We start from the raw sequence: 13,374 nt of genomic DNA, 5'->3' as shown, positions 1-13,374 counted from the left end.
TATGGATAAATTGAAAATATATCTGGTTGATGACCACAAATTGTTTCGGGAGGGGTTGAAGTTATTGCTTTCGACTCAGGATTTTGTTCGACATATTTATGAGGCTTCGAACGGGAGGGAATTTATTGAGAATTTGTCGTTTGTTGATTGTGATGTCGTGTTGATGGATATAGAGATGCCGGAGATGAACGGTATTGACGCTACAATCGAAGCGATGAAGATGAAGCCCAATTTGAAGATTATTGTTCTTTCCATGTACGGGGATGAGCAGTATTATTACAAGATGATTGATGCTGGAGCAAAGGGGTTCTTGCTGAAGAACTCGGGAATCGATAAAGTGGTAACGGCTATTCAAAAGGTGGCGGAAGGGGAGAGTTTCTTCTCGGAAGAGTTGTTGGTGAATATTCTGAACAATATGCGTGACAACAAAAGCGAGACACCGGAAACTGTAGATAATGATATTTCAGAGCGGGAACTGGAAATCTTGTATCACGTATGTAAGGGGTTGTCGAATCAAGAGATCGCGGACGAGTTGTTTATCAGTAAACGTACGGTCGATAAGCACCGGGCAAATCTGCTTAGTAAGACAGGATGTCGGAATACAGCAGCGTTGGTGATGTACGCGATTAAAAATAATATTATTGAGATATAGATGAATGGGATGATTTTTGCGGCCGGTTTAGGTACCCGGTTGCGACCGTTGACGAACGATCGCCCGAAGGCTTTGGTGGAGTTGAAGGGAAAAACTCTATTGGAACGGGTGATCGAGAGAATGAAAGAGGTGCAGGTGGAGCGGTTGGTGATCAATGTCCATCATTTTGCTGATTTGGTGGAGCGGTTTCTGAAAGAGAAGGGAAACTTCGGCATGGATATCGTTTTGTCTGATGAACGAGAAAAACTGTTAGACACGGGAGGTGGGGTTTTGAGAGCCCGGGAATTATTCATTCCGGGAAAACCCGTACTTATTCATAACGTGGATATATTGACGGATTTAGATTTAAAGGCTCTCATTTACCAGCATGAGTCACATGAAGCTTATGCCACGCTAGTTGTGCAACAGACGGTAGCAGATCGGGTGTTGAAATTTAATCACGGTATTTTGAAAGGTTGGGAGAACAAGCGAACCGGGGAACAGAAGATTGTGGACGAAGGTTTTCAGGGAGCCACGGAGTTTAATTATTGCGGGATTCAAATCCTTAGCCCGGAATATTTAAAGAATATTATTCATCGAGGAGTATTCTCCATTATCGACGAGCATTTGGCGCAGGCAAAAGATCATCCTATTGAACTTTTTCGACACGATGGCCAATGTCTCGATCTCGGTACCCCGGAGGCGATAAAAAAAGCGGCGAAGAATTTTAAATTTTAGATTTTAAATTGAATGATCGGGTGATTAGGGATATTCAGTAAATGTCCTTAAAAAAGATGGCATACTTTAATGATCTTGCGCAAATCATCCTCGAAAAAGAAAACGTAACGAACAAACTAAAAAATGTTCGTTACGCTTTTGTTTGGTTACCTATTTATTTTAGTAAGTTAAAATCTTTGACTCCAAATACTTCCGTGGAGTTTTCACCGAGCCATCCGCTTTTGGCGTTGGTGCCTACTTGTATTTTGACGAAGTCAATGTATTTCAAATTGGCATCTTTCCCATCAAATGTTTTTGCATTTGATATTTTGAAATGATTATCGGCCGGTGCTGCGTTGTAATTTATGTCATCTGTCAGTCGGTCGGAAGAGCTAAAATTGTCCACATATCCCCAATCGAACGAACCGTTTATCCAATAGGTGCCATTTCCTGACTTGTCGTAGTTGCGTGCTTGCAGACGAGTTCCGCGTAGTGTATAACTGTTTTCGGCAACCCAAGCCGGATAGTAATAATCTTGTTTATGAAATGCTCCCAGGTAGTCGATGGAACCGCTTTGGTTGTGGTTGTCAGTCCATTGTACCGGTTGTTTGGTGGCGTTCGGGCGATAATAGGTAACGGCATAATCCTGCCATGTTTCCTCTTTGCCATATTCGGAGCCAGCCAATTCGTACCAAGTGTCATTCGGAAGTCCGTCACCATTCTCGTCTTGCATGACCCACACAATGCCCGGTTCTGACGATCCGTCAAAGGCATTACCCGTGATGGCGAGGTTGTAGTCCCCATCGTTTTCTACGCTGTGGTCAAATCCGACAATGATGTAGCCACCGAAACCTCCCAAAGATACATATGCAGTTTGTTCCATGCGTTTTTGGGCATAGTCACAGGCTTCTTCCATGGTGGTTGCCGTGTAGTTTTCATTGACAAATTGTCCAGGAGCCGGAAGAAATTCGTAGACTTTGTTCCATAGCGCGGAACTAGATGCCGATGCCGGACGTTTATACTTACCTTCCGGAGGACACACATTTACTGTTAATTGGTGGGTGACAAGAAGATGCTGGTTTTTCATTTCAACAATAACATCGTGTTTGCCTTCGGTTTCTGCTTCGAAGGCAAAAGCACTTTTCTCAGATTGTTGGACGGTTTCTCCATTGACCCGCCACGTGAAGGTGGCATCAAATGCATTTTCTATGTCCACAGGCATTAAGCGAATGGTGCGGTTGAGTGATACGTTGTATTCCTCTTGCAGAAATGCCCATTTGAAATCGATTTCATCGGCGGAACAGACGTTTATCGTGAAGCTGATACTATCTTTACCATCTTCATTGTGCGTGGAGAAGGTCACTTGAAATTCTCCGAGTTCTTCTGTGGGGAAACGGAATTTTTTTTCAGTAGAAACTTCGTTGTTGTTGATGTTCCATGAATATGTTGTTTCGAGTAGAGAGGCTACGTCGGGCGAAAGTTCCAGTGAGGAGTGTTGTAAAACTTTAAGTCCGTCGGAAACGCCAGCCAAAGAGATGGTTGGTGGGGTAAGAGCCAAAACGTCGACTCTCAATTCTTCTTCCGTGGAACCGCCTCTATTTGTAGCTTTGATCGTGATAAAATACCTTCCGATTTCTGTTGTTGAAAAATGTAGCAGGGAGTCTGTCCCCAATAGATTCCCTTGGTCATCGATCCATTCAAAGGTGGCATCATTTAAATTTTCATAGGTGGGAGCAATGATAATTTCACGGCCGCATTTGGTGGTATAGATGGAGGTGGGAGAATCTAGAATAATGGTAGGGGGTGAAGGAAGGAGCTCCGGCTCCTTCTTCGTGCAACACGCCAATAAAAGCGTGATCCCCACTAGTATGATAAACCTTTCCATTAGAAAGCTACTACGACATCATCGTAAGCGAAATAAGCCGGTTGACTGAATCCATAACCGTTGTCGCTTGATCCGGTGACGTTAAAACCTACTTTTACAACTTTCCCCAATACGGACAAATCCCATTTGGTCCACTCTTTGATGATGTGTTTCGGCCCGTTTACCATGTAAAATTCTGCTCTACCGGTCTCTTTGTCATCGGCGTCATAACCAATGGCAACGAGTTTTACCCAGTCGCTCTCTCCGATATTTGTCGTGAGCCCATTGCCATTGATATAGCAATTCATGGCGTATAGAGAATTGTTGACAAACATGTGATCGATAATGCGAGCTTTGCCGTCATAAAATGTTATCTCGGGCAGGTTTTCGGTTGGATTGAAAGTTGAACCATCTATGTATCCGTAGTGCATACAGAAGTTTGAGGATCCATTGTGTCCGCTGTTACCGTACACCATTAATTGATGGTTGAAATCTCCATCAGCAAGGTTTGTCGATACGTAATTTGAAATGGCATGTCCTCCTCCCCAATAACAATAAGCGCTATAGTTATAAGGGAATATGTGGTATAGTTCGGTATTGTTTTGGTCGTACCAATAGTATTGAGTTTTGGAGTAGTCTCCGTAAAGTAGCGGTCCTCCGTATTGAGGATCGTCGATTAAGTCGGACCAGGTGTTTATTGTGAGTCCTGCTCCATTGTTGGCGTAATCCAACGTGTAGGGTGTTGCTTTGAAATCGGTATCTTCGAATGTCAAGGTACGGAACTCGTTTGTGACAAAAAGGTGTACTTTGTAAAGTTTTCCATAGGCATTTGATGAGCGACTTGTTGTTGTCGGTGCAATTGTGTTGATGGGAGAAACCAGAATTTTCAGTTCTCCATCAGATGCGGATGCCGGTGCGGTGACGGTGAGTTGATTCCCATTGACGGTGTAGTTCCATCCGGTAGAGATATAAAGTACGGTGAAGTCGTTCCCTTCATCCACGTTGACGGTGTATGTTTTGGTTTCATTCGGGATGAACACGGCGTTCTCAGAAGAATGGGTTAATGATAACATAAAGTCCGGAGTGCGAGGCAATGTGAACGTTGTGCCGTCGGCTAAGGTGAACGTTACGTTGTTTGCATCGCTAGTGTCTACTGATTTGAAGAAGGTATCCCCGTTTTTGCCGGCTTCACCTACTGCAACCACGTTGAGAGATGTCCAGCTCGCTCCGTTATCCGTGGAGAGTTCCCACATTTTTGTCGATTCGTTAATGCGTACTTGTGGAGCGATGGCGTTCATCCCTTCTGCCTGTACTTTTTGGTCATCAACAAGTAGCCATTCCCCTCCGATAGTCCAATAGAAAATTCCATCTTCGTCTTTGCGAACCGATACACTCGGAGCGTCTATTCCGTCTACGCCGTTGGAGATGGTGACGGAGGTGTTGTCTGTAAATTCGATGATATATCCGGATTGATCTTCTTTTTGTTTGACTTTAGAAACATACACATTTTTTTGCAGTGCGGTGAGTAAAGAGCGCAGCGATTCGATGTCTGAATTTGTTGTTTTTGCGGCTTTTTCGAGTGTTTCGACTCTCGTGTCCAGATCGTTGACCTTATCCCAAAGGTCTCCGTCGTCATACTTGGAACAAGCTGTTATGAAAACAGCGATCAGGCTAAAAATAAAAAATTTTTTCATGTTGATTGATTGTTAATGAATTATACTTATTGTATAGGTTTTAATTTTTTGCGTGTGAATACGAAATGAGCCGGAATATCTCCTGTTGTAACCGACCATTTTTTAGTTCCATCGGGATTGAAGCAGTAGAGTGTTCCGGGAGTGACGTAGTCTTTGGCGTCGGTGACGAAAAATTCTTTTGTTTCGGGATTTACAGCAATGCCGTAGGGAATGGCAATTTCTTTTTCCGTACCATCCGTGATGAAGTTACGCGTGACTGTTTTGCGTTTGGCAACATCGTAGATGGCATACGAGATGGTGTTACTATTGGTTAGATAGCTCCATTCGGTGCTGTATATATAAAGTGAATCTCCGCATAGGGTCATCTCGGTGTTAGGTAGTAAATTCAGAGTTTTAATGACTTGATCTGTTTTGGTGTCGATGATAAATGTTTTTGACGGTGTATAGTAGTAATCCCCGCGAGAGGACACGTATAAATAACCATACTTGTCTAATTCTAACCGATGTAGGTTGATGGCAACCTCTATTTTCTTGATTTCAGTGAATGTTTCCAGGTCGATGACTGATATGGTGTTGTCGTAGTTGGGTACGCGATACCCGCCAGAGTTTGCAACATAGAGTTTGTTGCCGACAACGACCAGTTCATCCGGTTGGTAGCCCACGGTACATGTATCTACGACTTGTAGAGTTACCGTGTCAACCTTTGCCACGTAGCCTAATCGTGCGTTGGGGTCGATTAATACGGGACCGGCATAAGAACTCACGTAAGCATACCGATCTTTGAAGGCGAGGTAGCGGCAGTTGGGTATAGAAATTTGTGTGATGTGTTTTGCCGTGTTTACATCCATTACTTCCACGAAGTGGGAGCAGTTAATGACGGCATAGAGTTTATCTCCATAGATTTGAATGTCATTACCCACATCGCCTAACTCTTTTACTACGCCCGGATTGCGCTCGGCGTAGATGTTTTTGGTGTATACTCCAGTTTCGTAGTCAAAGTAATCGATGGTTGCCTTGTTGCTTCCCATATTGCCTTCGTTGAGAAGGAAGAAGCCTTTGATGCTTTCGCTTTGTTCGCCTTCAGTCACGTTGGTGTCGGTGGAGTGAACGATCTCTTCCTCTTTACGGCATGACAATAACAGGATGATGCAACTTAGTAGTAAAGTGATTTGTCTTGTCATAATGCGATATTGATTTTAATTTTAAAATTGGTTCCCGGCATCGGGTAGCATTGCACTACCTCGTATTGTTGGTTGAAAATGTTGTTGATTTCGGCGGTTGCACGTAAAACACACCTTTTTAGCAGAATAGTTTTCGATAAAGAAAAATCGTGCGTGTACCAAGGTTGTGCGTAGTTTTCTTTGATATTGGCTACCGCTTCGTAGCGCTCGCCAGTGTAAATGAAGCTGTAGTGCCATGACCATGTTTTGTAGCCTCCATTGAGAATAGCCGTACAGCTGTGCCATGGAATATAGGGAATTTGTCCACCATACCATTGGCTGCTCCGATCGGTGAAGTCTTGTGCTTTTTGGTAAGTATAGCTCACTCGGGGAGATAATACCACGTTGTTGAAGATGCATGTACCTTGTATGGCGGCATCTATACCTAGAATTTCCACGTGTCCGAGGTTTATCATGGTCCAACGAAATTGATTGGAGGTCGGCATCGCAATGATCTTGTCATCGATCTGATTGAAATAGCCGTCGATTTGGGCTTCGAGACGAGTTAATTTTTTGTGTGTAAATGTTTTCGTGTAGGTTGCACCGATGTTGTATTGTGTTGTGTATTCCGGATTGAGGTTCTTGTTACCGATAAACGTGTAGTAAAGATCATTTAGCGTGGGCATACGAAACACTTTTTTGTAGAAGGCTCTGAAATTGAGATCTGTTTTTTGAAAAGGTTGCCATGATGCGACCACCGAAGGGGTAAATTCGTTTTTGTCGGGAGCTTGGCTTCCTTCGGTGTTTGTTTTCTCTCGTACAAACGTGTGTAGCAGGCTCGCTTGTAATTTGAATGTATTGAAATCCAACGAAGTGGCGATGGCTGACAGCAGCGAGTATCGGTTGGGATAGACGAAGTCAATGAGATCGGCATCCAGAGTATTCCATTGAAAATCATTTGCAATGGAGAATGACCATTGCGGAGAAATGGAAAATAAGTGGGCTGCGGAGAGGTAAGCCTCTTGTTGAGTGTAGTGATTGTTGACATACATGGTGGTAACGTCGAGCCTGGGATCGGAGAGGTAGTGCAAATAGTCATATGCATATTTCCCGTTTATCATCAGACTGTAGCGGGAGGAAAAACTCTTGTGGAATGTGCCTTGCACGAAGAAATTTTCATCCCATTGCCGGTCTTGGTGCCTGAACTTACCCGGTTCTTCTCGTACGGAAGCTCCGGGGTAGCCTCTTTCGGAATTGTAGTAGTAGACCTTGCTTTTCCATTCTCCGTGATTGATTTTACCGAAAAGGGCAAGTTCGGCTCGCAACATTTTCACATCGCCATTTTTGCGCACCTCTGTTGTGTCGTAACCATTTTTTTTGGCGTACGAGAATTTGTATTTACCTGAGGTGTACATGAATTCGGAACTAATTGACATAGTGATATTTTTGTGTAGCCGTTGTTCGTATAATAGTGATGGGTTGATGGTTTGAAACGATCCTCCCTTTATGCTGATATTCAAGTTATACAACTTGTTCTTTGGAAATACGGGTTTACGGGTTGTCATGTAGATGGCACTTGCGGAGGCGTAGTCTTTGGCAGGCTGAAATATGGCGCTTTTTTGACCATTATACATGGAGACCATTTCCATGTTATCGAGCGAGAAACGTCCCAAGTCGATCACTCCGTTTTGTGCATTGCCGAGTTCGATGCCATCGTAAAATACCCCGACGTGGTGACTACCCATGCTACGAATATTTACGGTTTTCAGTCCTCCGATGCCACCGTAGTCTTTAACTTGAACGCCTGAAAAGTAGCGTACGGCATCTGCGACGGAGTAAACGCTCAAATTTTTAAGTTCTTCTCCGGATAAAACTTGAACTGGGATGATCTCTTTTCCCATCCGTTTGGCAGTTACAGTTACTTCATCGATGCGAAGTAATGTGTCTTGAAGTGACTTGGGTTTAGTGGTTTGTGCAAACGAAGAGTGAATTGTTGATACCAGCAACGTGCATAGTAGTGTTTTAATAAAGAATTTCAGCATAACGCTACACTTCCGATTTAATAGTTTAACAATCGGATTTACAGCAAACGATGCAATGATTTACTTTTTCGAGCAATATTCAAATGAATATGTCGGTAGCTCATAATTGAAAGAGAAAATCTGCTTGTCAATTTGTTGATTTATGCCCATAACCCCGTAGGCTGTAAATCCCAAAATTGCATTGGCAGGTCTTCTGACTTATTCCTCAAAGATAGCGCCTTCTCAGTTTTGAAAAACCAATGGCAAAGAGTGCTATCTGAAAAAGTGGCAGACAAATGCTTGCGATCGGCCTGCTCCTTGGAACTTACAGCAGCGGGAACTGTTAGGGATTTTCACCCTATTCCCATTTAATTTCATTACAGAGGTATCTACACTGCAACGAAAACCATTGCAAATGCAAAGATAAGTGTTTTTAAGATTATTTTCTCCAAAATTTATTTAATTTTTCAATATAAAACAAATAGATCCAATTTGGGTTATTTATGAAAATAAAAAAGCTATGAAAGATGAATATCTAAAAATATTAAAAGCCAACTAGTTTACAATAAATTGTATGTGAATTAGTCGGTTAAGTTTTTGATATTTTATGAATATTCTTGATTGAAGAAACGTTGGCCTTGTGTGACTGGAATCTAAAATTTAAAATTAATAACGGTTTCTATTGCCAGGAATAAGTTGCATCCTATTCGTGTCCTCGAAGAACTTGAAATACATGTAGAGTTTGTAATTGAAATCAAACCCGTAGTTTCTGTTCAAGCTGTAATCGATGTAACTGTTGATCCTTGGATCTCCGGCAGCATATCTCCTGTTCCATTCGATAGCATACTGGTGATTCATGCTTTGGTAATAACTTTCTGAATGTTGATGAGCCACACTTTGGTGACTTGCCAACCAGAAATCGAATCCCGAATCAAAAACGATTAATTCGTATTGTGCTGAATCTTTTATAGCACAACGCCCTTTTTTATTTTGGGCTACCTCTTTTTGAGATGCACAAGAGAAAAATAGGGCAAGCAGAAAGAGTAAACCGAATATTTTCATCATGTAAGATTTAAGTTATGCACTATTTTCTCCTAAGGTAAGAAAAAAAAATGAAAAAACGGCTGAGCCAGCCGTTTTTATCTTTATTTTACAGCAATGGTTTCAATTTCAACCATGGCACCCATCGGAAGGGCTTTTACGGCAAAAGCTGCACGGGCAGGACAATCCGTCTTGTAATATTTAGCGTAAATTTCGTTCATATCAGCGAAATAAGACATATCTCCTAACAGACAAGTTGATTTAACCACGTTGTCAAAAGTATATCCGGCTTCTTCCAAGATGTAACCGATGTTTTTCAAACATTGTTCTGTTTGTTCTTTTACTCCCCCTTCAACGAATTTTCCGGTATTCACGTCAATAGGAAGTTGACCACTGATGTAGAGCGTTCCGTTAGCTTCAATTGCTTGACTGTAAGGACCGATAGCTTTCGGGGCTTTCGGTGAGTTGATTACTTTTTTCATAATGACTTTATTTTATCAATTAAAAATAGATTTCTGTTTCTTTGTCGCGAATATAACGAAAATCGAGTTGTGATTTCTTCGTGATGGATAAAAATAAAAAACTAAAAGCTGAAGCGATTGCCTCAACTTTTAGTTTTATATCCTCAATGACAAGGATAATTAGTAATTGTTTTTCTTTTCTTCGAAATATGCTTGAGGGTGAGCGCAAGCGGGACATGCTTTCGGGGCTGTTTTACCTTCGTAAACGAAACCGCAGTTACGGCATTGCCACAAGATCACTTCATCTCTCTCGAATACCTTACCGGATTCCACGCGAGCTAAAAGCGTTCTGTAACGAGCCTCGTGTTCTGCTTCCACTTTAGCAATATTACGGAATACGGCTGCTATGGCGGTAAATCCTTCTTCTTCGGCAACTTTAGCAAATTCCGGGTAGAGGTCTGACCATTCTTCGTTTTCTCCTTCTGCGGCAGCTTTCAAATTCTCTGCCGTTGTTCCGATTACACCTGCGGGGTAAGATGCGGTGATTTCAACCATTCCGCCTTCCAGGAATTTGAAAAATCTCTTGGCGTGTTCTTTTTCTTGTTCGGCAGTTTCCATGAATACTCCCGCGATTTGTTCGAATCCTTCTTTTTTAGCTACACTAGCGAAAAAAGTATAACGACTTCTGGCTTGTGATTCACCGGCAAATGACTTCAATAAGTTTTGCTCTGTTTTTGTTCCTTTGATGCTCATAAATTTAATCTTTTTAGTGGTTCTGTTTTGATAGCACAATGATATGACAATTTGTTTGTTAAAACAAATATTTAGTTTTTATCATATGATAAAAAATTACTATATAGTGTTTTCGTATCTTTGATGTGCTATTGTATGACCGATGTTAAGCATTCTTCTGGATGGAGTAGTCCGTGATTCCTAAGCTTTCGTAAGTCTTCATGAGAGCTTCGTCGTCATCCGTGATCACGAGTAACTTATCCCCGGTATGTAGTTTGGTTTTTCCCTTGGGAACACAGTAGGCATCATTCTTCTTGATCAAGGCAACCAACGTGTTATCCGGTAATACCAAATCCATTAATCTGTCGCCTTTTGTCAGCATGGAAGGAATGACTTCAATCTCTGACATGGCGGTTTTAATTTCTTCAGGTAGTTCGACGTTAAAGACGTTTTTACGTTCTTCGGGAGTTGATAGACCAAGTAATTTTGCCATGAAACTGACGGTTGTTCCCTGTACAATCAAAGAAAGAATGGTAATAAAAAATACCACGTTAAATATTAATGATGCATGCTGGATGTTTGCGATTAGCGGGTAGGTAGCAAAAATGATAGGGACTGCTCCGCGCAATCCAACCCATGAAACGTATGCCCGTGCTTTGGTTGTCATTTTCCGGAAGGGGACAAGGCATAAAAATACGCTTATCGGGCGAGCCAGTATAATCATGAATATTCCGATAAAAATACTTAAAGTTGCAACCGGAAGCAATTCTGCCGGGTTTACCAGAAGTCCTAACGTGAGGAACATGACGATTTGGAATAACCACGTGATACCATCGAAGAATGTCGTGAGACTTTTCTTGTGTACAACCTTATGATTCCCAACCACTAATCCGACTAAATAAACAGCCAGGTAACCGTTACCTTTTATCAAGTCCGTGAACGAGAAAATGAAGAACACGAAGGCTAATAAAAGAACAGGGTATAGTGCTTGATTGATGTTTAGTTTATTGATGCAGTACACTGCCAGTCTTCCCAATAGGTAACCGGATACGGCACCGATACTCATTTGCATGATAAATTGCAGTACCGTGTTACTTAAACTGCTTTCTCCGGATTGGATAATTCCGATAAGTAATATGGTTAACATGTAGGCCATCGGGTCATTACTACCACTTTCCAGCTCGAGCATAGGGCGTAAGTTCTCTTTTAGCCCTTGCCGCTTGGAACGGAGGATCGAGAATACGGAAGCTGAATCGGTAGACGACATGACGGAGGCAAGCAACAAGGATTCCGTGAAATTCAGCGTGATAAAACTGTTTTCAAGATTCGTGATATAGTAGATAAAATAACCCGTGAGAAAAGCGGTAAACATGACTCCCACCGTGGCGAGAACAACTCCTTGTCCTAGAACGGGTTTGATTTCAGCAGCACTTGTATCCATACCACCGGAAAATAAGATAATACTTAACGCGATAACTCCTATAAATTGTGCTGTTTGCGGGTTATTAAACTCTATTCCTAAACCATCGGTTCCGAAAAGCATTCCTACTCCCAAGAAGAGAAGTAAAGCGGGAACTCCGAAACGGAAACCAGCTTTTCCAACAACAATACTGACAAATAACAGGATGGATCCTATAAGTAAGATATTTCCAGCGTTTAGAATCATAAGTGTATAGTTTTAATAGGTTATTATTTTATTTTGAGCCTCCTTCTCGCTTGGCGGGGTTTTTCTTTTTTATGAAAGAACGATTGCCAAGTTTTCGTCCCCTGCCTTTTGAAGAACCATGTTCGAATGCTTTCGGATTGTATTCCGGTGCCGGTCCTAGATGAGGAGGGAGTGGTATCTTGTAAATTGTTTCTTCGATAAACTGTTCTATGCGGTAAAATTTCCCTTGTTCAGCCTCAGAAACAAAGGTCAAGGCAACTCCTTCTGCGCTGGCCCTTGCCGTTCGTCCGATGCGATGAATATAATCTTCCGGATCATGAGGAACATCAAAGTTGATTACCAACCCAATCTCATCAATATCTATACCACGGGATACGATGTCGGTGGCAACAAGGATATCTATTTTATTATTTTTGAAGTCCATCATAACAGATTCTCGCTCGGACTGCTCCAAGTCGGAGTGCATGGCTGCTACGTTGAATTTTTTACGTTTTAAGGTGAAGGCAAGGTCTTTTACTTTTTGTTTGGAAGAAGCAAAGATGAGTGTTTTGTGCAAGACTGGTTTGCTGAAAAGTTCTTCGATAATACCCATTTTCTGATTTTCGTGGCAGATGTAGGCGGCTTGTATGATAGCCTCGTTGGGTTTGGATACTGCCACGTTGATTTCTACCGGGTTTCGAAGTACATTTTGGGCTAACTGCCGAATCTTCGGTGGCATTGTGGCCGAGAAGAGTATCGTTTGTCGGTCTTTGGGTAGTTTGTTTACGATTTGCATGATATCGTCAAAGAATCCCATGTCCAACATTCGGTCGGCTTCGTCAAGGATAAAGTATTTTACTTGCGAAAGGTCTACATCGCTATGTTGAAGATGTGCGATTAACCGTCCCGGTGTTGCGATGGCAACATCTGCTCCCAGACGCAATGCTTTTTTCTGTTGATCCCATAAACTTCCATCACCACCACCGTAGACCACGACCGTTGAAACGGGGAGAAAATAAGAAAACCCTTCGAATTGTACGTCTATCTGCTGTGCTAATTCCCGGGTCGGAGCCATGATAACAGCTTTTACCGCATCCGATCGGCTCTCTTCTTTGATCAATCGATTTAAAATCGGAAGGGTGTAAGCTGCCGTTTTTCCGGTACCTGTCTGGGCGCAGGCGATTAAATCTTTTCCCTCTAAAATGACAGGGATTGTTAATTCTTGTATAGGGGTTGTTTCCTGAAAATTCATGGCATCTAATCCTTGCAATAATGAATCCTCTAGTTCCAGCTCATCAAATCTCATCTTTTATCTTTCTACTATTCTTTATTTTTAATGCTGCCTTTTTTCTGTTTTAAAGTACAGCGGCAGGAGAAAATTACACCTTAATCAATCACCGTGCCAATC

At 42.1% G+C, this 13,374-nt stretch carries 11 protein-coding genes and 1 riboswitch; of the genes, 2 read left to right on the top strand and 9 right to left on the bottom strand.

Annotated elements, in window-relative coordinates; translation table 11 throughout:
• Position 1: 1 nt before the first annotated feature.
• Both D8S85_RS03005 and D8S85_RS03000 read left to right on the top strand, forming a co-directional pair.
• Positions 2–652, top strand: coding sequence for a response regulator transcription factor (locus D8S85_RS03005; protein WP_106624804.1), 651 nt, complete (start codon positions 2–4; stop codon positions 650–652).
• Entirely contained in the window at positions 653–1,369 is a 717-nt protein-coding gene (locus tag D8S85_RS03000; protein ID WP_228423335.1) for a sugar phosphate nucleotidyltransferase, read from the top strand.
• 154 nt (positions 1,370–1,523) lie between these two features.
• Here the strand turns inward: D8S85_RS03000 and D8S85_RS02995 are convergent, their stop codons facing one another.
• The 9 genes from D8S85_RS02995 to D8S85_RS02955 form a co-directional block, all read right to left on the bottom strand.
• A complete protein-coding gene (locus tag D8S85_RS02995) occupies positions 1,524–3,233 on the bottom strand; it encodes a PKD-like domain-containing protein (protein ID WP_106624803.1) in 1,710 nt (569 codons plus the stop codon).
• Complete coding sequence (locus D8S85_RS02990) at positions 3,233–4,906, bottom strand: DUF4465 domain-containing protein (RefSeq protein WP_106624802.1); 1,674 nt, start codon at positions 4,904–4,906, stop codon at positions 3,233–3,235. Before D8S85_RS02990 ends, D8S85_RS02995 begins: the two co-directional genes overlap by 1 nt.
• Before the next feature lie 26 nt (positions 4,907–4,932).
• Entirely contained in the window at positions 4,933–6,087 is a 1,155-nt protein-coding gene (locus tag D8S85_RS02985) for a YncE family protein (protein WP_106624801.1), read from the bottom strand.
• Positions 6,084–8,108: a TonB-dependent receptor gene (locus D8S85_RS02980; protein WP_172726467.1), complete on the bottom strand. Its 2,025-nt coding sequence runs from the start codon at positions 8,106–8,108 to the stop codon at positions 6,084–6,086. Before D8S85_RS02980 ends, D8S85_RS02985 begins: the two co-directional genes overlap by 4 nt.
• 166 nt (positions 8,109–8,274) lie before the next feature.
• A riboswitch (cobalamin riboswitch) is annotated at positions 8,275–8,513 on the bottom strand.
• A gap of 240 nt (positions 8,514–8,753) precedes the next feature.
• Entirely contained in the window at positions 8,754–9,152 is a 399-nt protein-coding gene (locus D8S85_RS02975) for a DUF6146 family protein (protein WP_127074775.1), read from the bottom strand.
• An 80-nt stretch (positions 9,153–9,232) separates the two neighbouring features.
• Entirely contained in the window at positions 9,233–9,610 is a 378-nt protein-coding gene (locus D8S85_RS02970) for a RidA family protein (protein ID WP_027201119.1), read from the bottom strand.
• Between the two features lie 159 nt (positions 9,611–9,769).
• A complete protein-coding gene (gene rbr / locus D8S85_RS02965) occupies positions 9,770–10,342 on the bottom strand; it encodes a rubrerythrin (protein WP_106624798.1) in 573 nt (190 codons plus the stop codon).
• A gap of 145 nt (positions 10,343–10,487) precedes the next feature.
• On the bottom strand, positions 10,488–11,987 hold the full coding sequence (locus D8S85_RS02960; RefSeq protein WP_127074774.1) for a potassium/proton antiporter: 1,500 nt from the start codon (positions 11,985–11,987) through the stop codon (positions 10,488–10,490).
• A gap of 28 nt (positions 11,988–12,015) precedes the next feature.
• Positions 12,016–13,272 (bottom strand): DEAD/DEAH box helicase, encoded by a 1,257-nt coding sequence (locus D8S85_RS02955; RefSeq protein WP_106624766.1) that lies wholly within the window; start codon positions 13,270–13,272, stop codon positions 12,016–12,018.
• Positions 13,273–13,374 lie beyond the last annotated feature (102 nt).

This window comes from Butyricimonas faecalis (assembly GCF_003991565.1).
GTDB classification, from domain to species: Bacteria; Bacteroidota; Bacteroidia; order Bacteroidales; family Marinifilaceae; genus Butyricimonas; species Butyricimonas faecalis.
This window is presented reverse-complemented; position numbering and strand designations above follow the sequence as displayed.